This is a genomic window from Cupriavidus sp. WKF15 (genome assembly GCF_029278605.1).
Taxonomy (GTDB): domain Bacteria; phylum Pseudomonadota; class Gammaproteobacteria; order Burkholderiales; family Burkholderiaceae; genus Cupriavidus.
The window spans coordinates 3,063,435-3,086,721 of the sequence record NZ_CP119572.1 but is presented as its reverse complement, the minus strand read 5'-3'; the positions used below and the strand labels follow the sequence as shown (position 1 = coordinate 3,086,721).

The 23,287-nt window shown below is 65.9% G+C and carries 23 protein-coding genes; 5 read left to right on the top strand and 18 right to left on the bottom strand.

All coding sequences use genetic code 11. The features are described 5' to 3' along the window. Positions 1-28 precede the first annotated feature (28 nt). The gene (locus CupriaWKF_RS14320; protein WP_224080864.1) at positions 29-472 is read left to right on the top strand and encodes a thioesterase family protein; all 444 of its coding nucleotides are present in this window, start codon (positions 29-31) and stop codon (positions 470-472) included. Between the two features lie 3 nt (positions 473-475). Here CupriaWKF_RS14320 and CupriaWKF_RS14315 read toward each other — a convergent pair whose 3' ends face one another. From CupriaWKF_RS14315 to CupriaWKF_RS14305, 3 genes are all read right to left on the bottom strand, one after another. Continuing rightward, positions 476-2,113 carry an MFS transporter gene (locus tag CupriaWKF_RS14315; RefSeq protein WP_276098509.1) on the bottom strand — a complete coding sequence of 546 codons (1,638 nt, stop codon included), beginning with the start codon at positions 2,111-2,113 and terminating at the stop codon, positions 476-478. Between the two features lie 106 nt (positions 2,114-2,219). Beyond that, complete coding sequence (locus CupriaWKF_RS14310; protein WP_276098508.1) at positions 2,220-3,119, bottom strand: recombination-associated protein RdgC; 900 nt, start codon at positions 3,117-3,119, stop codon at positions 2,220-2,222. An 83-nt stretch (positions 3,120-3,202) separates the two neighbouring features. Then, the gene (locus tag CupriaWKF_RS14305; RefSeq protein WP_276098507.1) at positions 3,203-3,781 is read right to left on the bottom strand and encodes a YSC84-related protein; all 579 of its coding nucleotides are present in this window, start codon (positions 3,779-3,781) and stop codon (positions 3,203-3,205) included. A gap of 169 nt (positions 3,782-3,950) precedes the next feature. Between CupriaWKF_RS14305 and CupriaWKF_RS14300 the strand changes: the two genes are divergently transcribed. After that, positions 3,951-4,391, top strand: coding sequence for a hypothetical protein (locus tag CupriaWKF_RS14300; protein ID WP_276098506.1), 441 nt, complete (start codon positions 3,951-3,953; stop codon positions 4,389-4,391). 12 nt (positions 4,392-4,403) lie between these two features. Here CupriaWKF_RS14300 and CupriaWKF_RS14295 read toward each other — a convergent pair whose 3' ends face one another. Continuing rightward, positions 4,404-5,237 (bottom strand): aldo/keto reductase, encoded by an 834-nt coding sequence (locus CupriaWKF_RS14295; RefSeq protein ID WP_276098505.1) that lies wholly within the window; start codon positions 5,235-5,237, stop codon positions 4,404-4,406. Between the two features lie 145 nt (positions 5,238-5,382). Then, positions 5,383-5,775 (bottom strand): 4-oxalocrotonate tautomerase family protein, encoded by a 393-nt coding sequence (locus CupriaWKF_RS14290; RefSeq protein WP_276098504.1) that lies wholly within the window; start codon positions 5,773-5,775, stop codon positions 5,383-5,385. A gap of 131 nt (positions 5,776-5,906) precedes the next feature. Between CupriaWKF_RS14290 and CupriaWKF_RS14285 the strand changes: the two genes are divergently transcribed. Then, on the top strand, positions 5,907-6,785 hold the full coding sequence (locus CupriaWKF_RS14285; protein WP_276098503.1) for a LysR family transcriptional regulator: 879 nt from the start codon (positions 5,907-5,909) through the stop codon (positions 6,783-6,785). A gap of 164 nt (positions 6,786-6,949) precedes the next feature. Continuing rightward, positions 6,950-9,094, top strand: coding sequence for a TonB-dependent siderophore receptor (locus CupriaWKF_RS14280; protein ID WP_276098502.1), 2,145 nt, complete (start codon positions 6,950-6,952; stop codon positions 9,092-9,094). 88 nt (positions 9,095-9,182) lie between these two features. Here the strand turns inward: CupriaWKF_RS14280 and CupriaWKF_RS14275 are convergent, their stop codons facing one another. The 6 genes from CupriaWKF_RS14275 to CupriaWKF_RS14250 form a co-directional block, all read right to left on the bottom strand. After that, positions 9,183-9,869 (bottom strand): Fe2+-dependent dioxygenase, encoded by a 687-nt coding sequence (locus CupriaWKF_RS14275; RefSeq protein ID WP_276098501.1) that lies wholly within the window; start codon positions 9,867-9,869, stop codon positions 9,183-9,185. Positions 9,870-9,888: 19 nt separating this feature from the next. Then, positions 9,889-12,129 (bottom strand): TonB-dependent siderophore receptor, encoded by a 2,241-nt coding sequence (locus tag CupriaWKF_RS14270; RefSeq protein ID WP_276098500.1) that lies wholly within the window; start codon positions 12,127-12,129, stop codon positions 9,889-9,891. A gap of 357 nt (positions 12,130-12,486) precedes the next feature. Further along, positions 12,487-13,482 (bottom strand): tripartite tricarboxylate transporter substrate binding protein, encoded by a 996-nt coding sequence (locus CupriaWKF_RS14265; protein WP_276098499.1) that lies wholly within the window; start codon positions 13,480-13,482, stop codon positions 12,487-12,489. Between the two features lie 178 nt (positions 13,483-13,660). After that, a complete protein-coding gene (locus CupriaWKF_RS14260) occupies positions 13,661-14,134 on the bottom strand; it encodes a DUF2147 domain-containing protein (protein WP_276098498.1) in 474 nt (157 codons plus the stop codon). A gap of 275 nt (positions 14,135-14,409) precedes the next feature. Then, positions 14,410-14,640, bottom strand: coding sequence for a hypothetical protein (locus tag CupriaWKF_RS14255; protein WP_276098497.1), 231 nt, complete (start codon positions 14,638-14,640; stop codon positions 14,410-14,412). 176 nt (positions 14,641-14,816) lie between these two features. Next, complete coding sequence (locus CupriaWKF_RS14250; RefSeq protein WP_276098496.1) at positions 14,817-15,113, bottom strand: hypothetical protein; 297 nt, start codon at positions 15,111-15,113, stop codon at positions 14,817-14,819. 561 nt (positions 15,114-15,674) lie between these two features. On the opposite strand from CupriaWKF_RS14250, the gene CupriaWKF_RS14245 reads away from it, so the two are divergent. Beyond that, positions 15,675-16,289: a histone H1-like DNA-binding protein gene (locus CupriaWKF_RS14245; protein WP_276098495.1), complete on the top strand. Its 615-nt coding sequence runs from the start codon at positions 15,675-15,677 to the stop codon at positions 16,287-16,289. A gap of 280 nt (positions 16,290-16,569) precedes the next feature. On the opposite strand, the gene CupriaWKF_RS14240 is transcribed toward CupriaWKF_RS14245, so the two are convergent. From CupriaWKF_RS14240 to accB, 7 genes are all read right to left on the bottom strand, one after another. After that, the gene (locus CupriaWKF_RS14240) at positions 16,570-17,037 is read right to left on the bottom strand and encodes a hypothetical protein (RefSeq protein ID WP_276098494.1); all 468 of its coding nucleotides are present in this window, start codon (positions 17,035-17,037) and stop codon (positions 16,570-16,572) included. Between the two features lie 37 nt (positions 17,038-17,074). Beyond that, on the bottom strand, positions 17,075-18,022 hold the full coding sequence (locus tag CupriaWKF_RS14235; protein WP_276098493.1) for a carbohydrate kinase family protein: 948 nt from the start codon (positions 18,020-18,022) through the stop codon (positions 17,075-17,077). 110 nt (positions 18,023-18,132) lie between these two features. Then, positions 18,133-18,633 (bottom strand): thiol peroxidase, encoded by a 501-nt coding sequence (tpx, locus tag CupriaWKF_RS14230; RefSeq protein ID WP_276098492.1) that lies wholly within the window; start codon positions 18,631-18,633, stop codon positions 18,133-18,135. A 134-nt stretch (positions 18,634-18,767) separates the two neighbouring features. Then, complete coding sequence (locus tag CupriaWKF_RS14225; protein ID WP_276098491.1) at positions 18,768-20,306, bottom strand: DUF3426 domain-containing protein; 1,539 nt, start codon at positions 20,304-20,306, stop codon at positions 18,768-18,770. Between the two features lie 9 nt (positions 20,307-20,315). Continuing rightward, the gene (gene prmA, locus CupriaWKF_RS14220) at positions 20,316-21,209 is read right to left on the bottom strand and encodes a 50S ribosomal protein L11 methyltransferase (protein WP_276098490.1); all 894 of its coding nucleotides are present in this window, start codon (positions 21,207-21,209) and stop codon (positions 20,316-20,318) included. A 38-nt stretch (positions 21,210-21,247) separates the two neighbouring features. Next, entirely contained in the window at positions 21,248-22,600 is a 1,353-nt protein-coding gene (gene accC / locus CupriaWKF_RS14215; RefSeq protein WP_276098489.1) for an acetyl-CoA carboxylase biotin carboxylase subunit, read from the bottom strand. 199 nt (positions 22,601-22,799) lie between these two features. Then, positions 22,800-23,264, bottom strand: coding sequence for an acetyl-CoA carboxylase biotin carboxyl carrier protein (gene accB / locus CupriaWKF_RS14210; protein ID WP_276098488.1), 465 nt, complete (start codon positions 23,262-23,264; stop codon positions 22,800-22,802). Between the last annotated feature and the right edge of the window lie 23 nt (positions 23,265-23,287).

Below are 23,287 nucleotides of genomic sequence, written 5' to 3'. Positions count from 1 at the left end.
CTTCCTGTCCACTTTGCCCGATGCCGCCATGGCCCGTCTTCAGCTCGATCTCCCCGACGACCAGTTCTGCTATTCGACCCACCTGACCGTGCGCGTCACCGATATCAATTCGGCCAACCACCTGGCCAACGATTCGATGATCTCGATGATTTCCGAGGCGCGCGCCCGCTTCCTCTTCGAGTTCGGCAGCGAGGGCGACCAGGTCGAGGGCCTCGGCATCATCGTCACGGACCTGGCCACCATGTACCGCAATGAAGCGCACGCGCGCGACCAGCTGCTGTTCGAGGTCGGCGTGATGGATTTCAACAAGTACGGCGGCGACATCATCTTCCGCATCACGCGCCCGCAGGACGGCGCGCTGATCGCCATGGCCAAGTCCGGCTTCGTGTTCTTCGACTACCACCAGAAGAAGGTGATGCCGATGCCGGCAGGGTTTGCCGGCCGCTTCCCCAAGGTCAACTGGCTCGGCTGAGCCTCATGCTTCGGGCGGTGCCGCTGGCGCGATGAAGTGCGACACTACGGGCGGCTGATCGCCGGTGTGGAAGGCCAGGACGCGTTCCTGGATGTCGCGGTCGTGCAGCGTCACGCGCTCGTGCTGGCGCAGGTGCTCCAGCCAGGACACGACCTGGAAGCACTCCAGATAGCGTCCGGGCTGCGCGGCGTCCTCGAACAATCCCCATGAAAAGGCGCCGTCGCGCAGGCGCGCCTGGCTCAGTTCGTCCAGCGTGGCGACGAAGCGTGCCGCGTTTTCGGGCTGCACCTGGTACTCGATGGTGATCAGCACCGGGCCGCGGTCATGGCCGACTTCGTCGCTTACTTGCGGGGCCGGCCAGTGCATGGACGGCGCCAGGCGTGACGAATCGCCCTGCTGTAGCTTGTAGCGCCACGTCAGCGCGATGGCGAGCAACGCGCCGGCGCTGGCGATCAGCAGCGCGGCAGGGATGCCGAGGCGGCTTGCCGCCTGGCCCCAGACAATGCTGCCGGCGCTCATCGAGCCGAAGAACACCGTGACGAAGATCGACAGGCCGCGCGCGCGCACCCATTCCGGCAGCGAGGTCTGTGCCGACACGTTCAGCGTGGTCAGCACGGCGATCCACGAGGCGCCCGCCACCAGGCTCGCGGCGCCTGCCGCAACCGGGTTGTGGATCGTCGCGAACAGCAGCAGCGCGACCACGGTGCCCAGCGTGCCGAGCGCCACCACGCGGTCCGGCCCGAGCCACTGGCGCAGCCGGCCCAACCCCAGCGCGCCCAGCACCGCGCCCACGCCCACGCAGCCGAGCAGCGCGCCGTAGAGCTGGGCACCGCCGGCCAATACCTGGCGTGCGATCAATGGCAGCATGGCCCAGTAGGCGCTGGCGAACAGGAAGAATGCGGCAGCGCGTGCCAGCGTGGCCTTGAGCGCCTGGCTGTGCCACGCAAAGCGCACGCCGGCGCGCATCGCGCCGAGCAGGTCTTCGGCAGGCAGGCGGCGCGTGGCCGGGGCCGGCGGGTGCCACCACGCGAGCGCGGCAACCACCGCCAGGAAGCTGGCGGCATTGATCAGGAACGGCGCGGCTACGCCGATGCCGGAAATGATGAAGCCCGCCAGCGCGGGCCCGATGGCGCGGCTGATGTTGATGCCCACGCTATTGGTCGCCACTGCCTGCTGCAGTGCCTGGCGCGGCACCAGGCTCGGCACGATGGCCTGCCAGGCCGGCGCCGTGATGGCGGCGCCCACGCCCATGGCGAACGTGAACAGCAATAGCAGCGCCGGCGTGGCGCCGCCCAGCAGTACGACGATGCCCAGGCCGGCCGCTACTGCGGCCATCACCACCTGCACCACCAGCAGCATGCGGCGCCGGTCGAGGATATCGGCGAGCGCGCCGGCCGGCAGGGCCAGCAGGAACACCGGCAGCGACGTGGCGGTCTGTACCAGCGCCACCCAGGCCGGCGACGGCGCCAGCGAGGTCATCAGCCAGCCGGCACCCACGTCGTGCATCCAGGTGCCGATATTGGACAGCACGGTGGCCGTCCACAGCACGCTGAAGGCGGGATAGGCAAAGGGGCTGGCAGCCGGGGCGGCGTCGCCGGACGAGGAGGGAGCGGGGGAAGGGGTGGCCTTGGATCTGTCCACGGGCGGCTCCGAAAAGGGGGCGCGTCAGTCGGGCAATTCCAAGGCTAGGCAGAAAAACGGCCGCGCAAGGCGGCCGTCGAAAGATTTCAGATCGCAGGCGCTGGCCTCAGACCTTGCGCTCGCCGCCGAGCGCCTCGGTCAGGTCGCTCAGCATGCCAGCCAGTTCTCCCGCCATCAGCGTGAAATCGGCGTCGAAACGCTCGTCTTCGTCGCTGCCGGTGTGGTCGGCTTGTTCCTTGATCACGTCCAGCGGCGCCACGCGCTTGACCGCGAGCGAATCGGTCAGCACGAACGACACGCGGTCGTTCCAGGTCATGGCCAGGCGCGTGCAGCGCTTGCCGCCGGAGATATGGCGGCGCAGGTCTTCGGCATCGAGCGGATGACGCACGTAGCGCACGGTGGCCTTGCTTTCGGCGCCGGACTGGAGTTCGATCTCCTGGTCCACGGTGAAGCCGGCGGGCGCGGTGTCGGTGGCCAGCCAGTCGGTCATGGCTGCCACGGGCGACTGGTTCACGTGCAGGTTCGCGAGCGGCAGCGGGTCGAGTGCCTTGAACAGCATGCCACGCACTTCGTCGGCCTTGGCCGCGCTGGCGGCGTCGATGGCCAGCCAGCCATTGTCGGGGTCGATCCACACGCGCGTGTCGCGGCGGATGCTGAAGGCGCGCGGCAGCAGTTCTTCGGTGACCTGCTCCTTCAGTTCCTTCATTTGCTTGCGGCCGGGCTTGTAGCCTTGCTGCTCCTCGATCTCGGCGGCGCGCGCCTTGGTCACCTGGTTGACCACGGTGGCGGGCAGCAGTTTTTTCTCGGTGCGCAGCGTCAGGAGCATCTGGCGGCCCACGGCGTGGACCAGCTGGCCGTTGTCGCGCGGCGAAGCCCAGCCCTGCGTCTGCATTTCAAGGCTGGTGCCGGGAAAGAAGGCATGTTTGGCCAGGCTGGCTTCGACCTCGTCGGCGCCGGGTGACCATGGAGCGGAAAAACGGTGGAGCTGCAGGTTCTTGAACCACATGGGAGGAATTCGGCCAAAGGGACGAATTCTATCCGGTCGCCGCGGTGCCGCCGGAAAAAGCGGCGGCACCGCGCGGTGGCATGCTACAGATCGAGCTTGGTGATCTTGCTGCCTTCCAGGCTCAGTCCGGCCATCAGGCCCGCATTGGTCATGACGAAACCGACGATCGGAGATTGCGCGGTGTTGGTGTCCAGCACGCCGTTGGCGCCTACCGTTGCCAGCGCCACGGTGGCGTCCACGCCGGCGGTCCAGCCTTCGCTGCGCACGAACTTGTCGTAGGCGTCCTGCGTCAGGAACATCAGGATGACGGACTTGGACTGCGCGCCGATCTGCCAGCCGACCGAGCCCGCGATCAGGCGGTAGTAGCCGCGCGTGGCGCCGCCCGAGCGCAGCGCGCCATCGCCATACTCGCCGCCGACGACAAAACCCGCCGTCAGCGTCTTCGGGAACACCAGGATGCCGCGAGCCTTGTTGGCCAGGTCGTGCGAGCCCTTGACGCTGCCGTACAGCTTGCCGAGCGTGGCATCCACACCCGAATCCAGTTCGCGCCGCCGCGCGGCCTTATCGGTTTGCGCATCGGGACCCGTGGTGGTGCAAGCGGCCAGCGACAGGCTGCCCAGCACGAGGCCGGCACCGGTTTGGAGGAATGAGCGGCGCTTCATAGGATCTCCTTCTGCTTGTTTGTGTACTTTGAAGCATAGTGCCCGGCCGCGTGCGGGCCAATGGCGGACCGTGTGCAACACGTTGAAGTCGTTTCCATTTGTTAATGTTGTGTCGGATGGTCGACTTTTTCGAGGCAAGGCCGCGCATGCTGCGGTACAGTCCCGACGCATGAAGACGATCCTCCATGCCCCCAAGTTATCCCTCCTGCTGGTTGCCGCGCTGCTTGGCGCCTGCGGGTCCCAACCGCCCGCGCCCGACGCGGGCGAGGCCGCCGGCGCAAGCGCAAGCGCGAGCACGAACGCCGACAACGGCTGGCAGGCGCTGCGCGCCCGCTATATGGACTGCGTGCAGCACAAGGCCGACGAAGGCGTGTCCGGCAAGGCGCAGACCAAGGACGTGGTGTCCTCGGCGCTGGCCGCATGCAACGGTGAACTGAAGGCGATGCACGATGCCTTCGGCACCTATCTCGGTGGCCAGATGGTGTCCTCGCACGGCAAGTCCGGCGCGCGCCAGGCGGCCGAGCGCGTCACCATCGACACGCGCGAGAAGGCGCGCGCCTACCTGACGAAATACGTGGAGCGCGAGCGCTATATCGCCCGGGCGCAGTAAGGCCGCCAGGGCCTACAGCATTTCCAGCGGCGCGGGTCCTTTCGGCGGCGGGAACAGGCGGTCGAGTTCCTGAAGTTGTTCCGGCGCGAGCGGGTGCTGCAGCGCGCCGAAGTTCTCGCGCAGGCGTTCGCGGTGTCCGGTCTTCGGGATGGCGATGATGTCGTCGCGTGCAAGCAGCCAGGCCAGCGCAACGTGAACCGGCGTCATGCCGTTGGCCTGCGCGAAGCGCACGAGCTTCGGGTGCCGCACCAGCCGCGCCTGCTCGATCGGCGAATAGGCCATGACCGGCACGCCATGCGCCCGCAGCCACGGCAGCAGGTCCCATTCGATGCCTCGGCGGGTCAGGTTGTACAGGAGCTGGTTGACCGCAACCTGGTCCCCGCCCGGGACCTCCCACAATTCCTCCATATCGGACAGGTCAAGATTGCTCACGCCATAGTGGCGGATCTTGCCATCGCGCTGCAGGCCCCGCAGCGCTTCCACCGTTTCCTCCAGCGCGATGCCGCCGCGCCAGTGCAGCAGGTAGAGGTCGAGGCGGTCGGTGCCGAGCCGGCGCAGGCTGCGTTCGCACGCGGCCACGGTGCCGCGCCGGCTGGCGTTGTGCGGGTAGACCTTGCTGACCAGGAAGACCTCGTCGCGCCGGCCGGCGATGGCTTCGCCGATCATCTCTTCGGACTGGCCCTCGCCATACATCTCGGCGGTGTCGATCAGGCGCAGGCCCAGGTCCAGGCCCAGCCGCAGCGTAGCGATTTCCTCGGCACGCGCGGCGGGGTGTTCGCCCATATTCCACGTTCCCATGCCAAGCGCGGGCACGCGCTCGCCATCGGGCAGGGTGACATGCTTCATGGTGGCTTTCCCTCGTGGTGGGTGGTACGCATGGCTGCTGCGCCCACACTAGTTAACAAGTCACCAATCTACAAGAACACGAGAGCGGAATTAAGGCTGAAATTGTCCCGTCAGCCTGTACGTAGCTGACCGGTACCCGCCATCTTCACCCATGCTGATGCCGATACTCCTGCGTCAGCCCGCCATATCCATAAGCCGCGGCACGTGCATCGATCACGTGGATATACGAGACCGGATGCACGTTGCCGATCAGCTCGGACAGTGCCTCGAACACGGCTTTCAGGTACGCAGCCTTCTCCGCCTTGGTATTGGTTTCATCGGTCACGCTGATATCCAGATGGAAGGCATTGCGCCCGCTTTCGGACAGCGGCTCGCCGCCGATGATCCACTGTTCGCGCGGCACATACTGGACCGCGATGGCGATGACATCGGGCTTCTTGCCGAGCACGCGCTGCGTGAGTTCGGCCACTGCCGCGGCGCTGCGGCGGGTGAGGGCGGCGTCGGGCTGGCCGGAGATCTGCAGGTTGATGTGGGGCATGGCTGGCTCCTGTCTGATTGCGTTGGTGATGTCATGGTAGGTGCCGGTGTACCATCGGAAAAGCGGGAAGTTCCGATATGAACCATCGGATTCTCCGAATCAATGTGTTCATCAGGAATCAGGGGATCACCATGCGCGGATTCGACACCGACCAGTTGCGCACCTTCGTCACGGTGGCCGATAGCGGCAGCCTGTCCGCAGCCGCGCCCCGGCTGTTCCTGTCGCAGTCCTCCGTCAGCGAGCAATTGCGCAAGCTCGAGGAGCGCGCCGGCCTGCCGTTGCTCACGCGCGGGCGCAAAGGCGCGGTGCCGACGCCCGCGGGAATGCGTCTGCTCGAGCATGCGCGGCGCATCCTGGCGCTCAACGACATGGCGCTGCAGGAGTTGCGCGGCCGCGTGCTGGAGGGCGAGCTGCGGCTCGCGGTGACCGATTACTTCCGGCCCGCCGAGATCGCCGGCATGCTGCGCCGCCTGCGCGAACGCCATCCGCTGCTGCGCCTGCACGTCACGGTGATGAAGAGCGCCGTGATCGACGCCACGGCGGACATGGACGCGTTCGATGTCGGCCTGAGCATGCGCATCGTGGGCACGCGCGGCCAGGCAGCGGCACGGCGCGGGACGTTGCTGCGGCGCGAGCTGCTGTCGTGGGTGACGGCGCAGGGCGAGGCCGGCAACTTGCCGCCGACGCTGCCGCTTGTGCTGCTGCCCGACTCGTGCTCGCTGCACCAGTTCGTGGTGAAGCTGCTGGTGCGCAAGCATCGGCCGTTCGAGATCGCGCACTCCGCTTCGGGCGTCGCGGGTTTGCACCTGGCGCTGGCTGCGGGGCTGGGCCTTTCGTGCCTGAACGCGTCGGCGATCGGCCCCGGCGTGGCGCCGCTCGATGCCGCAAGCCAGCGGCGGCTGGGCCTGCCGGCGTTGCCCGAAGCGGAGTTCTTCCTGTTGCCTGGCCGGCGCGGCGAGCCGGATTTCATCGCGGCCGCGCGCGATGCGCTGGCGGAACAGTTCGGGTAATCGCCGGGCACGGGCAGGCGTCTGACGGGGATCAAAAATGTGATCTGAGTGACTCTTTAACAACAAAGCCGAGGAGGATATTTCGCCGCAAATTTGACCTTGCGTTCCCTGTAAATGATAATGCGTCGCATTTTAGTCGCCGCATTACAAAAAATTACAGGGAAATGAGCCTTAAACTGCATCCAGTACACCGCGCCGTTCTGACGGTATTCGCCTGCCAGCCAATGCTGGCCGGCATTGTCCATGCCCAGGAGGCCGGTGCCGCAGCTGCCGCATCGCAGCAGAGCCTTCCCGAGGTCACGGTCAGGGCCGATGCCAGCCAGGACCTGGGGACGGGCTACAACCCCGCGAAGACAGTCAGCGCCACCAAGACCGAGGCGCCGCTGCGCGACGTACCGCAGACGGTCAACGTGGTCACGGCCGATGTCATGCGCGACCAGCATGCCAACTCGATGCAGGACGCCCTGAAGAACGTGCCGGGCGTGTCGTTCTCAACGGGCGATGGCCAGCGCGACCAGGTGTCGATCCGCGGTTTCACCGCGATTGCCGACCAGTTCGTCGACGGCATCCGCGACGATGCGCTCTATTTCCGTGACCTGTCCAACGTGGACCGCGTCGAAGTCATCAAGGGACCGGCCGCCGTGCTCTATGGCCGTGGCTCGTCGGGCGGCCTGATCAACCGCGTGACCAAGAAGCCGGGCATCGACGTGACCGACTTCGCGCTGAGCTACGGCATGTGGGCCGACCGCCGCGCCGAGGCCGACGTCGGCCGCGTGTTCGCCGATGGCGCCGCCGCATTCCGCGTGACGGGCGCGGTGGAGAAGGCCAACAGCTACCGCTCGCAGCAGTTCCTCGATCGCAAGGCGATCGCGCCGTCGCTCGAACTGCGGATCGCACCCGAGACCACCGTGCTGCTGCAGGCCGACTATCTCGAAGACCGTCGCGTGACCGACTTCGGCATCCCGGCCTACAAGGGCCGCCCGGTCGACGTGCCGGCCTCGCGCTACTACGGCGCGGCCAACGCGCGCGACGCCGACTACTCGCAGTCCCGCGTGTACTCGGGCACGGCCACGATCAACCATCGCTTCAACGACAGCTGGTCGATCCGCAATGCCACACGCTATTACCACTATTCGCTGGACCGCAACAATACGCTGACCAACTCCGTCAACGAGGCGGCGCAGACCTTCACCATGAACCACGGCAATGTCGGCCGCGAGGAGCATGGCTGGTTCAACCAGACCGACCTGACGCAGAAGGCCAGTTTCTTCGGCATGCAGCATGAGCTGCTGTACGGCATGGAGATCGGCCAGCAGAACAAGAACCAGGTCAACAACACCAAGCCGGTGCTCGGTGCGGACGGGAGGGTAGCGAACTTCAACCTGTTCAATCCGGTGCTGCCCACGCTGGCGCGCCTGGCGCCGGGCACGCCGGCTACCAACAACCTTGGCGAGTTCAATACCCTGGCGTTCTACACGCAGGACATGCTGACTCTCAGCGAGCAATGGAAGGCGTTGCTGGGCGTGCGCTACGACCGCTTCGAGCAGGAGACGCGGCAGAACATTGCCGGCCAGCCCAATCTGTCGCGCACCGACAATGCGTGGAGTCCGCGTGCCGGCCTGGTCTGGCAGCCGACGAAGGCGCAGTCCTACTACGTGTCGTGGAGCAAGTCGTTCCAGCCGTCGGGCGAAGCCTTCGCGCTCGCGGCCAACAACACGCAACTCGCGCCCGAAACGACCAGCAACACGGAAGTCGGGGCCAAGTACGACTTCCTGGATGGCAAGGCCAGCGCCACGGTGTCGGTGTTCCGCCTGGAACGCACCAATATCAAGGTCGCCAACGCCGCCGGCACGGCACTGATCCCGATCGGCGAGCAGCGCACCGATGGCGTGGAACTCTCGGGCGCGGCCGAGCTGGGCGGCGGCTGGCGCTTCCTGGCCGGCTACGCCTACCTGGACGCTGAAGTGACCAAGTCGACGGCGGCCTTCCAGGGCAAGCGCGCCACGATCACGCCCAGGCATTCGGGCAACGTCTGGCTGACCAAGAGCCTGGGCTATGGCTTTGGCGTGGGCGCCGGCCTGAACATGGTGGGCGCGCGTTACGCCGACCCGGCCAATACAGTGACGCTGCCCGGCTATGTCACGGCCGACATGATGGCCTGGTATCGCCGCGGTGCCTTCGAGGCCCAGCTGAACCTGTACAACCTGTTCGACAAGAGCTACATCGTCTCGGCGCACGGCACCAACCCGAACCTGAACATGCCGGGCGCGCCCCGCAGCGTCATGGCGACGATCCGCTACCGGATGTAAGTCAGTACGGAAATCGGCAGCCAGCAAAAAGGCCGGGCGGTTACACACCGCCCGGCCTTTTTTTCTTTCCGTTATGGCACTAACCGGCTCAGGTCTCGCTCCACTGCCTCAACAGGTTGTGGTAGCAGCCCACCAGGGTCCGGCGCGCATCTTCATCGGCGCCGGTCTGGTTCAGGCGCTGGATGGCGTTGTCCATGTCGAACAGCAGCGCGCGCTGCGTGTCGTCGCGCACCAGGCTCTGGATCCAGAAGAAGCTGGCCACGCGCGTGCCGCGCGTGATCGGCGTGACCTGGTGCAGGCTGGTGGCCGGGTAGACCACCATGTCGCCGGCTTCGAGCTTGACCGAGTGCATGCCGTAGGTGTCCTGCACCTGCAGCTCGCCGCCGTCGTAGCTGTCGCGCGGCGACAGGAACAGCGTGGCCGAGATGTCGGTGCGCAGCTTGCGCCCGTCGTGCGGGTGGATGCGTACGCTGCCGTCCACATGGGCGCCGAAGGTCATGCCCTCGCTGTAGCGGTTGAACATCGGCGGGTAGACGATATTGGGCAGCGCGGCGCTGATGAATCGCGGGTTGCGCTCGAGCATGCCCAGGATCAGGCGCTGGCATTCCAGCGCCACGTCCGAGCGTTCGTCGATCTGCTGGTTGAACTTGACCGGCGCGCCCGAGTAGCCGGCCGTGACGCGGCCATCGACCCAGGCATCGCCCGCCTGTTCCAGCCGTTCGCGCACCGCGCCGACCTGTTCGGCGTTGAGGACCTGGGGGATGACGACCAGCATGGCGGCTTTCCTTACCTGCTTACATGCGATAGGTGAACGACAGCATGGCGGTGCGGCCGGTACCCGGCACCGAGCGTCCGCCATCGGACTGGATCAGTGCATCGTAATACATCTTGTTGAAGATATTGAACAGGTTCAGGCGCAAGTCGTACCTCGGCTGGTGGTAGGCCACCATGCCGTCCCAGCGCACGAAGCTGCCCACCTGGACCGTATTGGTGTTGTTGGCGAAGCGCTCCGACATATAGAAGGCGCCGCCGCCAACTTCCCAGTTGGGCAGGATGGTGTAGCTGGTCCAGGCCGTTGCAGTGTGCTTGGGCGTGTTGGTGGGCACCTTGCCGGTGGTGTTGGCGCCGATGCCGTTGATGATCTCGCCGTCCAGGTAGGTATAGCCGGCGAACACCTGCCACTTGTTGGTGATGTGTCCCGTGGCGCCCGCGCGGAAGCCCTTCACGCGGATCTTGCCGGACAGCGCGTAGGTGGTGGCGTCGATCTGGCTGCGGGCATTGTCCTTGGTGATCTGGAACAGCGCCGAGGTCAGCGACAGGTCGCCGCCCATCAGGTCCCACTTGCCACCGACTTCATAGGACTTGTTCTTCTCCGGGTCCAGGCTTTGCTGGCCGACGGTGCCGACCAGCTGCTCCAGCGAGGGGTTGAACGACGTGCCATACGACACGTAGTAGGACTGGGCTTCGGTCGGCTGCCAGATACCACCGAGGCGCACGCTGGTGAAGTTGACGGTCTGGTCGGCGTTGGCCAGCGCGGTGCTGAAGAAGGGGGCGCGGGCGGAGTTGGATGAGTTGATGGAGTTGCTGATGCTGGCGATGTAGCGGTCATAGCGCACGCCGGCTACGGCCTTCCATTGCTTGCTGAACTCGATCGAATCGTTGAGGTAGGCGGCTATCGTATTGGCCGAGCCGCCTTGCAGATTGCCGGTGCTGGTGGCCACGTTGGCAGGCGAGGCCGTGTAGGTCGGGTTGACCAGCGGTTCGCAGGCAACGTATCCCGCCGTCGCGGCGGTCGTGCCACTGACCAGCGGCTGGCCGTTGCAGCTGCCGTTGCGGTAGTAGTTCTGGTTGTTGTAACCGTCATGGCCGATTTCCGCGCCGACCAGCAGCGTGTGCTTGACGGAGCCAGTATCGAAGTTCGCGGTCAGTTCGGTCTGGTTGAAGATCGAATAGTCGCGGATCTTGCGGTCGTGGCTCTGCAGGCGCACGAACAGCTGGTCCAGCGGCAGGGTACTGGTGGTCAGCGGCGTGAAGCCGCGCGCACTGACCGAGCCGACCGCGTTCGGCGCGGTTTCGCGCGCATCGGTTTCCACGTAGTTGAACTGCGTCTGGTTGCGCAGGCGCAGGTTGGGCGAGAACTTGTGCGTGATGCCCGCGCTCAGCGCCGCGATGTCCTGGTTGGTGCGATCGTCGGTGAAGCCGTAGAAGGTATTGCGGTCGACATTGGTCGGATGGCCGTTCAGGTTCGAAAAGCCATAGTCCGGCATGTCGTGGTTGTGCTGCAGCAGTGCCGACAGGGTGATTTCCGTGGGTGTGCCGATGCCGAAGCGCCACGACGGCGCAATGCCGAAGTCTTGCACCGTCATCTCGTCACGGGTGCTGGGACGGCCATCCTGCGCCATCGCCGAGATGCGGAAGGCCGAGGTGTCGCCGGTGGGCGTGTTGTAGTCCGCGGTGGCGCGCACCAGGCCATTGGTGGTGACCGAGCCCGTCACTTCGGTGGCGGCCTTCATCTGCGGCTTCTTGCTGACCTGGTTGATCACGCCGCCGGTGGACCCGCGCCCGAACAGCATCGACGACGGACCCATCAGCACTTCGACGGAATCCAGCGCGAAGGTATCGCGATAGTACTGGCCGCGATCGCGGAAGCCGTCCAGGTAGATATCGGTGCGGGCCGAGAAGCCGTTCAGGTTGATGTTGTTGCCGATCTGCCCGCCTTCGGCGCCGCCGATGGTGATGCCGGGCACATTGCGCAGCGCGTCGGCCAGCGAACTCACGCCCTGGGATTCCATCAACGCCTTGTTCACCACCGTGACGGACTGCGGCACGTCGCGCAGGTCTTCAGGCAGCTTGCTGATGGAGGTCCTGCCCGCATTGAAATCATCGCGCGAGGCTGCGCCATTGACGACCACCTCCTGCAGCGTCGTGGCTGCGGCGGTCGGGACGGGTGCCTGCTGGGCAAGAGAGGCTGCGGGGGCGGCAAACAGCGCGATCAGCGCGGCTGCGATGGGCGTAGGTTGGGAGCGGCGGTTCATGGCGTACGTTTCTTGTCCGACCCCCGGTGCGGGTCCGGCCGGCGCCGCTGCCAGCGCGAAAGCACGGGAATCGACGATGCCGTCATGGGGGGATGATTTGGGCTGTGCGAATATAAATGAGAATGATTTGCGTTGCAATTGACGTTGCGGACAAGTCACAGACATTGATTGTCGGGTTCATATGTTTTAAATAAAAAACAAACAGGCGCAAAATAGTGCGCAAAACGCCATAAATTGCTTCGCGCAAGACTCCTCTGGCCCCAAGGGGCTGGGCGCGAAGAGAAAACGGCCCTTCGCAGGAAGGGCCGCCTCAGTACATTGGCGAAAATGACCGGCCGGTCAGCTTAAAAATATTTCTCAGTCGGCGCTCATGTTGGCGTTCTTTGCAATCCGCCCCAGGCGTTCGCGTTCGGACTTGATGAAGGCGACGAAGCTCTCCTGCGAGCCCCCTGCCGGCTCAATGCCATTAGGCAGCAGTCGCTCGCGCGTTTCCTGTGTCTGCATGGCCGCGGTCATCTCCGCATTGAGCTTCTTCAGGATGGCGGGGTCGGTGCCCTTGGGCGCGAAGATGCCGGCCCAGTGTCCGATGCGGACTTCAGGCATGCCCTGTTCGGCAGTGGTAGGGATGCCCGGCGCGGCGCTCATGCGCTTGTCCCAGGTTGCGCCGAGCGCCTTGAGCTTGCCCGCCTTGATATGCGGCAGTACCACCACGCTCGCTTCGGATGTCGCGGCGACCTGGCCGCCCATCACCGCGGTGATGCTCTCCGAACCGCTCTTGTATGGCACCGGCGTGAGCGATGCACCTTTCTCCTTGAGCATCTCCTCGACGAAGTGCGGCGTGCTGCCGCTACCGGCCGTGGCGAAGTTCACTCCGCCGCCTTGTTTCTTCGAGTAGTCGATCAGCTCCTTCAGGTTGTTCGCCGGCAACGATGGCGATGCCACGATCACCGAAGGGCTCACCGCGATCAGCGACACCGGTACCAGGTCGTCCGCGGCGTAGGGCATCTTCGTGCGGATCAGGCTGTTGGTCACGGTGCCGACCGCGCCGACGAGGAAGGTATAGCCATCGGGTTTGTTCTTGGCCACAAAGTCGGCGCCGACCACGCCACCGGCACCGGGACGGTTCTCGATCACGACCGGCTGGCCCAGGCGCTTGCTGACGGCGTCGGCCGCGGCACGCGCCACCAGGTCATTGGCTCCGCCCGCCGTGAACGGCACCACGAACTTGATGACGTGCGCCGGCCATGCATCGGCTGCGCGCGCGGGCGAGGGGAGGGCAACGATGATTGCCGCAGCCGCGGCAAGAGATGGCAAGGCAAGGGCCAGCGCGCGGCTGGCGGGGATCTGTCGCATGGTGTCTCAGATGTGTGGGTCCGATTCGCGGCGCGACGGCCATCGCTTGCGCCGCGAATGCCGGACGATGTTACCGGGACTGGCTGTCAGTCTGCTTGACGTGCGTCTTGCGGTGCTTCTCCCTGGAGCGGTGATGCGGAGAAACCCTGACGCACCGGCGGGCGCCGGCAGTGTGCCATCAGTGCTCGCGCTCCCAGGTCTGCGTGCGGCCCAGCAGGCTGATGCCGATGAAGCCGCGCACGTTGAGCTTGCCGCCATCGTCGGACAGCGACATCTTGCTCTTGTAGACCTTGCCGTTCTCGGGGTCGAGGATCTCGCCACCACTCCATTCGTTATCGCCGGTCTTGCGCAGGCCGGAGAGGATGGTCATGCCGATGATGGGCTGGTCCTTGCGCGCATCGGTGCATTTGTCGCACACCTTCGGCTTGCCGTCGCCTTCGACGAAGGTCTTCACCAGCCGGCCGCTGTAGACGCCGTTCTTTTCGGTGATCTCAACCAAGCCGCGTGGCTTGCCGGTGGTGTCGTCAATGGTCTTCCAGTTGCCGCTCGGCGTGGCCTGGGCGTGCGCCGCGGCGCTCGCGAACAAGACGGCGGCGAACATGCCGGCGCGCAGCAGCGCGCGCGCGGGGTTGGCTTGGGGGTGGATGCGCATGAGGTCTCCTCTCGGGTGGTGGCGGTTGCTTGCGCCGGTGCCGGCAGCCATGCTGCTGCCAGTTGCACAGTCTGTGCGGCGTCAAGCGTGCTCGCCAATCTACTGGCGCGGCTTGCGCTTCGCAATCAGCGCCCCGGCGCGCGCAGGCTCCGCGCCGCTGTTGCACGTTTCTCCGAAAGCCGCATCGGCAAGCCGTTTGCGGGAATTCTGTGTCGCAACAAAGCGTGTACCGCGCGTGCCTGAAGCAATCCTCTAGGCGGCCGCGTTGCGATGTTTCACCGGCATCCTTCGCGCGACAGGAACGGGTTGTGCAAAGCGTCGATCTTCACTGACATCGGCATCGCGTGACGGGTGTCGACGCGCATGCGGATCGTTGCCTGCGGACATCGCGACGCGTCTTCATTGCGAAAGCTTTGCCGGATCGCAACGCTTCGGAGCTCGTCGAGCTGTTGCTTCGATGCAAACCGTTGCGTTGGCGCATCAGTGTCGCGCGCGCTCGGCGACATGGATGCGCGCGACCATCGCGCGCGTCATCGCAGCGAGAGGATCATGGCGCGCGGCGCGCTTGCCGTCCGGTGTCGAGACAGCGCGCGCAAGGGCGAGGCGCGTGATCGCGTGCGTGCGGTGCGTGCATGGCAGCGCGTCTTGTACAGCCTCGCTTCGCCTGCCGGAAAGCCTTTATTCATGCGGCTTTCCAGTCGGCACGATGCGTGTTGCGCGCGCGCTTTCGGTGAGTGCGGCGCAGGCATTGCGATGCTTTCACGCGCGATGCGAAGCGCTCGCTGATCGTGTCGGAGTGCGTGCATTCGCGCGCGTCGCGATGCCTGTTCGCGTCGCTGATGAGGACATGCGCCGACGCATGCGGACGAGGTTGCGCGATGGTGTTGGCGATGTCTTCGCGAAGCGGTGCTCGCGATCTAGATCGACTTGCGCGCGCGCGCAAGTTTTTTTGCACTTTTTTCTTAACATCATCGTGCAAACGAATTATGATTCGCCTTGACAAGAGTCCCACTTCATTGCAGCGAAGCAGGAACAAACAAGATTGAACGAAGAGCGCGATGCGAGCTTCGATGCAGTGACACAGTGATGCAGGTAGCTGAGGAGCACGAGAACTTTGACGCAGACCAGGCCGGAACGGCTTCTTAAAACGCGTGCAGTCTCCTTTGGCCCAGTGACGGGATGGGCCAGCTACCTCAAGATGAATGCCGTCTGCCGTGCGCGAGGCCAGGCCCGCACCGCAGGCAAGCCGTCCGATATCTCCTCATTGCTGGCTGCGCGCCGACTCGACGGGCGGCGTGGGCTGATCGAATATTCCGGGGCGCGGCAAGTGCCCGGAGCCCGCATGCGGGCCCGTCTTGCCGCCAGTGCGTCGCCGTGGGCGACGGCCCTGCTACCGAATTCATTAGCGTGCGGCGGAGGTAATGCCGTGCGCCGATGAATCGCTCGCTCGACTGGGGTAGTGGCAAAGTGCTGCGCCTCGGGTCGGTCGGGTCGCCAACCTAGGTCATTCGATATTCACTCTCTAGTGAAGGAGTTATCCATGGCAACGACTGCGAAGAAGAAGCCGGCGGCCAAGAAGGCCGCCAAGCCGGCAGCCAAGAAGGCTGCACCGGCCAAGAAAGCCGCTGTGAAGAAGGTAGCCGCCAAGAAGGCGCCGGCCGCCAAGAAGGCTGCTGTGAAGAAGGTAGCCGCCAAGAAGGCGCCGGCCGCCAAGAAGGCTGCAGTGAAGAAGGTCGCCGCCAAGAAGGCAGCGCCGGCCAAGAAGGCCGCAGTAAAGAAGGTCGCCGCCAAGAAGGCAGCGCCGGCCAAGAAGGCCGCAGTAAAGAAGGTCGCCGCCAAGAAGGCAGCGCCGGCCAAGAAGGCCGCAGTGAAGAAGGTAGCCGCCAAGAAGGCAGCACCGGCCAAGAAGGCCGCTGCCAAGAAGGCTGCGCCGGCCAAGAAGGCTGCGCCGGCCAAGAAGGCTGCTGCCAAGAAGACCGCCGCCAAGAAGCCGGCTGCGAAGAAGGCTGCTGCCAAGAAGCCGGCTGCGAAGAAGGCCAAGGCTGCCCCTGCGGCGGCTCCTGCCGCTGCGCCCGCCGTTGCTCCTGCTGCCGCTGCCAAGACCGCGCTGAACCCGGCCGCTGCCTGGCCGTTCCCGACGGGCAACCGTCCGTAAGCCTCACTCGGTCGAGTGGGGGCCACGACATCCGCAAGGAGTCGCCCGGGCACGTACAGCGTGCCATAGTGGCCGGATACACCGTATCCGGCCAGCAAGACACCAGTCTTGCCAACCCGCCGACGGCGCTTGCCCGGCGGGTTTTTTCTTTTGGGCCTGCCGCTGCGAAGGGGAAGGGGGCGATGGAAGCGCTGTCCCTGACAGCCTGACCTGTCCTCTCAAAAGAAAAGCGCCGCATTCTCTCGGATGCGGCGCCTCCAGTCGCCGGGACGCAGGTGAATCAGTGCGTGACCCGCGTCACGCCGCCGGAGGTCAGCAAGCGCACCCGGTCGCCGGGCCGGAACAGTTCGTCCGCTTCCTGCGTGATCGCGCGCATCTCGCCATTTTCCAGCCGGACCGTGATCTCCAGCCCGCGCCGCTGATTGACCTTGTTCTCGGCCGCGCTGCCGGCAATGCCACCAAGCACCGCGCCAAGAATGCCGGCCGCCACCGAGCCGTTGCCGCTGCCGATCAGGCTGCCTGCGGCGACGCCGCCGATCGCGCCGCCGGCAATGGTGCCGGCGCCGGTCTGGCCGCCCTGGATCATGACGTCGCGCACACCTTCGACCATGCCGTAGCGCACGGTCTGCTCGCGCTGTGCCTGGCCCGTCGAGTAGACGCTGTTGGAGCTGGAGTCCGTGGCACAGCCGCTGATCAGCGCCGCCACGGCGCACAGGGCGATGACACCCGTTCGGAGTTTGTTGTTCATTTCAATGCCCGTAAACGTGCCACGCCCTCGCCGCAGGTCAGGCGTAGCGGTAGCCGAATGCAGACTGGAAGCGGTTGCCGATTTCGTCGAGCGACAACCAATGGTTCTGCGGACCCTGCTGCGCGATCTTGATCGATCCCATCAGCGATGCCAGGCGGCCAGTGGTTTCCCAGTCTAACCCGTTTTCAATGCCGAACAGCAGGCCGCCGCGGAAGGCATCGCCACAGCCGGTCGGGTCCACGATGCGCTCGGCCGGAACGGCCGGGATCGCGTACTGCTGACCATCGGCAAAGATGCTGGCGCCGCGTTCGCCGTGCGTGACGATGAAGGCACGAACCTTGGCGGCAACCTCGGCGCTGGTCCAGGCAGTGCGGGACAGCAGGACCTGCGCTTCGTAGTCATTGACTGTCACGTAGCTGGCGAGTTCAACGAACTCCCGCAGGTCTTCGCCGTTGAACAGCGGCATTGCCTGGCCAAGGTCAAAGATGAACGGAATTCCGGACTCGGCGAACTGGCGCGCGTGGTGGAGCATGCCCTCGCGGCTGTCCGGGGCGACGATGCCGAGCTTCGGTGCGTGGCTGCCACCCAGCGCATCCTTCACGTTGGAGAGCTGCGACTGGCTCATCGCGCCGGGGTGGAAGGCGGTGATCTGGTTGTTGTCCAGATCGGTGGTGATCATGGCCTGCGCCGTGAACGTATCTGGCAGCACGCGGATGTGCGTGGTGTCGATATTCAGCGCGCGCAGGTACTGCAGGTAGGGTTCGGCGTCCGCGCCCACCGTGGCCATGACCACGGGCTCGCCGCCGAGCATCTTGAGCGTATAGGCGATATTGCCGGCGCAGCCGCCGTACTCGCGCCGCATGCCGGGCACCAGGAACGAGACGTTCAGCATGTGGATCTGGTCCGGCAGGATGTGTTCGCGGAAGCGTCCGTCGAACGTCATGATGGTGTCGTAGGCGACGGAGCCGCAGATCAGGCTGGCCATGCTCTCTCCAGGTACTTGGGGTGGTCGGGCCGTGCGCGGCCCGCAGGGTTTCAGAAAACGGAAGCGGCCGCCCCGGGAATGCAGGCGGCCGGTGCGGGATGCCGGGCGGCTTACTTCAGTGCGGCGAGCGCGGCGTCGTAGTCGGGCTCGTTCTTGATCTCGGGCACCAGCTGGCTGTACTTGACGACGTTGTTCTCGTCCAGCACCACCACGGCACGCGCGGTCACGCCGGCCAGCGGGCCGGTCGCGATGTCCACACCGTAGTTGCCCTTGAACTCGGCGCCGCGCATCGTCGACAGCGGCACCACGTTGGCCAGGCCTTCGGCGGTGCAGAAGCGGCCCATGGCGAACGGCAGGTCGGCCGAGACCGTCAGCACCACGGTGTTGGCCAGGCCGCTGGCAGCCTCGTTGAACTTGCGCGCCGACGCCTGGCACACCGGGGTGTCCAGGCTCGGTACGATATTCAGCACCTTGCGCTTGCCGGCGAAGTCGGCCAGCGTCACGTCCTTCAGGTCCTTGCCAACCAGCTTGAAGTCGGCGGCCTTGTCGCCGGGTTGCGGGAACTTGCCTGCCACTTCAATGGCGTTGCCGCCGAGAGTCACGTTGCTCATCACTGCTCCTTCCTGTTCAGGATCTTCGGGGGGCGCAGCTTGCGGCCGGACTCGATTCGGCCCTTGGCAGCAAGCCTGCGGAATCCAGGGACCGTCCACCGTGAAAGCGCGAGCGCCTTGCGCGTGAACAGGCCCTATGGATAGAAAATCAGCACGCGGTAATTGGCCGCCGCCTGCTGAGTCCGGAATCGTACCCGAACCTGCAGCTCCGTGCCCGCACGAAGGCCGTGCGTGGCGAAAGGCTTCTGCGCCGGTTCCAGATACTCGGATGGCTCCAGGACGCGCCGCAGCAGTAACTGGTCCTGCAGGTCGGTCATGACCAGTTCGATGGCCGGCAAGGCGGTGGTGGCGCGGCCCTGGTTGCGCAGCGTGACCGCCAGGATGTAGGCATCGCTGCCTTCATCCTGCTTCTGCAACTGGGAGGTATCGATGCGCAGCGCGTCGATGTCGCGCCATGGCGGCACCACGCAGCCCAGCGGCCTGCACGCGGCTTCCAGCATGGGGCGCAGCGCCGGGAACTGTCCCGCGAGCTGTCCTCGCATCAGGTAGAGCCCCTGCAGGAGCACCCCAATGGCCAATACACCGGCGGCGATGTGCCAGCCATAGCGCAGGCGCGGCGGAGCAGGCGTCGCCGCGGCCTCGCGCGCGCGTTCGCGTTCACGCTCGCGGGCCTGGCGCAGGAAATCAGGTGCGAATGCCGGACCCAGTTGCGGCTCCTGGCGTGCCCAGCGCCGCTCGACGTCCTCGCGCGCAATGGCGCCGGCGGTGGCGCTGAACGCATCGCTGGTGCTCGGCCCGTAAGTGGGGCCATAGTTGCGGCCGTAGTCGTTGTCAGGCTCGTGCGGTGCTTTGGGTGTCGCAGCTTCGGCCGGTGTGTGGGGTGCGCTGCCTGGCGTTTCGGTGCTGTCGCTTGACTGTGCGCGCAGGAACTCGCTGGCGCTGCGCAGCACGGGTTCGCCGGATTCGGCGGCCTCTTCGGTGACCGGTGCGTTGACAGGTGCGTCGACCGGTGCATCAACTTGGTCCTCAGACGCCTTCGGTGCCGCGGCCCCGGTCGTACGCGTGGACGATTCCTCGTCGTCGAGGGCGGAGCTGTCCAGCGCTGGCCACGGAGCATGAGCGGCCCCGATCGCGGCGTATGCCTGATCGGCTTCCTGGCCGGCATGAGTCTTGCCGTTGGCGGCCTCGACGGGACCGGAGTCGGCAGGCTCCGCTTCCGACGGTTCGGCTTCAGAAGCTTCGGCTTCCTGCGTTGCGGGTTGCGCGCTGTCTTCGGCAGCCGGTTCGATGGATGGAGAGCCCGCGTCCTGCCCGCCCGGTGTTTCCACCTCGGCGGGTGCCTCTTCGTCCTCGGCCGGCGCCATCATCATGGTGGGCGAATCGAGCGCGGGCACGTCGTACCCGGGGTCGTAACCAGGATCGAAGTGAGTGGAAGACGCTGTTGGCGCGGTTGCGGCAGGCGCAGCCGCAACTGGTTCCGGCGCCTGCTGTGGCGGCCGCGAGGAGGCCGAGGCAGCCGGCGCGGGCACTTCGATCAGGTGCTCACGCGCATCGAAGACGGTTTCGCAGTGTCCGCAACGCACCAGTCCCTGACGCAGACGCAGCTGGTCGGCGACCAGCCGGAAAGCGGTGCGGCAGGCCGGGCAGCGCGTGACGAGCTTGGCGGCGGCCATCGGCGCACCTCAGGGACGGGTGCCGTGCAGGCAGACCCAGCCTTCCTCGCTGCGCCAGACGGTCAGCGGTAGCCAGGCGGCATAGGCGGCCGCGACTTCCTCGGCCTGGCGCTCGAGCACGCCGGACAGCACCAGGCGTCCGCCGGAGCGCACGCGGGCGCTCAGCATCGCGGCCATCAGCTTGAGCGGGTTGGAGAGGATGTTGGCGACGACGAGATCGTAGGTCGCCTCGGAGACCGACTCCGGCAGCGCGAACCCGGCCTGGACCTGGTTGCGCTCGGCGTTGTAGCGCGACGCTTCCACGGCGTTCGGGTCGATGTCGATGCCGAGCGTAGCGCCGGCGCCGAGCTTCTTCGCCACGATCGCGAGGATGCCGGAGCCGCAGCCGTAGTCGAGCACGGTCTCGCCGGCCTTCAGGTTCTGTTCCAGCCACTGCATGCAGAGCCGCGTGGTCGGATGGCTGCCGGTGCCAAAGGCGAGACCCGGGTCGAGTTCAAGTACCACGGCGTCCGGCTCCGGCGCCTCGTGCCACGACGGCACGACCCAGATCCGTTCGCCGATGCGGATCGGCTCGAACTGCGATTGCGTGAGGCGCACCCAGTCCTGGTCTTCGACATCGCGCAGCACATAGGCCGGCACCGGATCGATGCCGAGTGCATTCGACGCGGCCGCGACCGCGAGCACCGGGTCGGTGTCGTCGCCGAACAGCGCGACCACGCGCGAGCGGTTCCAGGCAAGCCGTGTCGGCTCGAGCCCGGGCTCGCCGAACAGCGGCTGCTCATCCGGCGTGTCGGCGTCGGCGTCTTCCACCGATACCGACAGCGCGCCAAGGTCGAACAAGGCGTCAGACCAGGCTTCGGCCTGGTCCTGCGCCACTTCGATCACACATTCCTGAAATGCCACGGGCTTCCTTTTGTACAGCAGGTGCGGCAGCTGCCGCGTCAGGCTTTTTCGCGCTGCGCCAGGCGATGCTCGAGATAGTGGATGCTGGTGCCGCCTTCGACGAAGTTGGCGTCCATCATCAGCTCGCGGTGCAGCGGGACGTTGGTCTGGATACCGTCTACCACCATCTCCGACAGCGCGATCCGCATGCGGGCAATGGCCTGCTCGCGGCTGGCGCCGTAGGTGATGATCTTGCCGATCATCGAATCATAATTCGGCGGGACGAAGTAGCCATCATACGCGTGCGAGTCCACGCGTACACCGGGACCGCCAGGCATGTGCCAGGCGGTGATGCGGCCCGGCGACGGGATGAACTTGAACGGGTCTTCGGCGTTGATGCGGCACTCGATCGCATGCCCACGGAACAGCACATCCTTCTGGCGGAAGCGCAGCTTTTCGCCGAAGGCGATGCGGATCTGTTCCTGCACGATGTCGATGCCGGTGATCATCTCGGTGACCGGGTGCTCGACCTGCACGCGCGTGTTCATCTCGATGAAGTAGAACTCGTTGTTCTCGTACAGGAACTCGAACGTGCCGGCGCCGCGGTAGCCCATCTTGCGGCAAGCCTCGGCGCAGCGGTCGCCGATGCGCTCGATCAGGCGGCGCGGGATGTGCGGCGCGGGCGCTTCCTCGATCACCTTCTGGTGGCGGCGCTGCATGGAGCAGTCGCGCTCGCCCAGCCAGATGGCCTGCTTGTGCTGGTCGGCAAGGATCTGGATTTCCACGTGGCGCGGATTCTCCAGGAACTTCTCCATGTAGACCTCGGGGTTGCCGAAGGCGCGGCCGGCTTCCTCGCGCGTCATGTTGACGGCGTTGACCAGCGCAGCCTCGGTGTGGACCACGCGCATGCCGCGGCCGCCACCGCCGCCGGCGGCCTTGATGATGACCGGGTAGCCCACCTGGCGCGCGATGGCCAGGATTTCCTTCGGATCTTCGGGCAACGCGCCATCCGAGCCCGGCACGCACGGCACGCCGGCCTTGATCATGGCCTGCTTGGCCGAGACCTTGTCGCCCATCAGGCGGATGCTTTCGGCGGTCGGGCCGATGAAGACGAAGCCGGACTTCTCCACGCGCTCGGCAAAGTCGGCATTCTCCGACAGGAAGCCATAGCCCGGGTGGATCGCCTGCGCGTCGGTCACCTCGGCGGCCGAGATGATGGCAGGCATGTTCAGGTAGGACAGCGGCGACGGGGCCGGGCCGATACACACGGCTTCGTCGGCCAGCTTCACGTACTTGGCTTCCTTGTCGGCTTCCGAGTACACCACCACGGTCTTGATGCCCAGCTCGCGGCAGGCGCGCTGGATGCGAAGGGCAATTTCACCGCGGTTCGCGATCAGAATTTTTTCAAACATGGTCTCTCTCTGCGAGAACGGGAGCGGTCCCCCCAGGTGCCTCAGCGGCACACCGGGCGCGCGGCCGGGGAACTGGCGATGCCAGGGGGCCGCTTCATGGCATGGGATGCTGGCCGCAACGTGCGGACATCCACGAGATCCGGCGAGCCGCTCAGCCCCGCGCCGCATCGGGCAGGGCTGCGCGGCTCGCCGGACAGCATCAGCCGATGACGAACAGCGGCTGGCCGTATTCCACTGCCTGGCCGTTCTCGACCAGGATTTCCTTGATCACGCCGGCCTTGTCGCACTCGATCTCGTTGAGCAGCTTCATGGCCTCGATGATGCAGACGGTCTGGCCTTCCTTGACGGTGTCGCCCACATTGACGAACGGCGCGGCGCCCGGCGACGGGGCACGATAGAAAGTACCGACCATGGGCGAGGTCACCACGTGGCCTGCCGGAAGCTGGGCGGCGGCCGGCTCGGCGGCTACCGGGGCGCTGGCTGCAGCGGCGGCGGCAGGCATGACCGGCAGTGCCTGCATCTGCGGCATGGCCATCGGCGCGGCGATGACTTGCGGCGGTTGCTTGACGATGCGTACCTTGCCATCGCCTTCCGTCACTTCCAGCTCCGAGATGCCGGATTCGGCCACCAGGTCGATCAGCGTCTTCAGCTTGCGCAGGTCCATCTTCTTATCCTCCTGAATCAGGT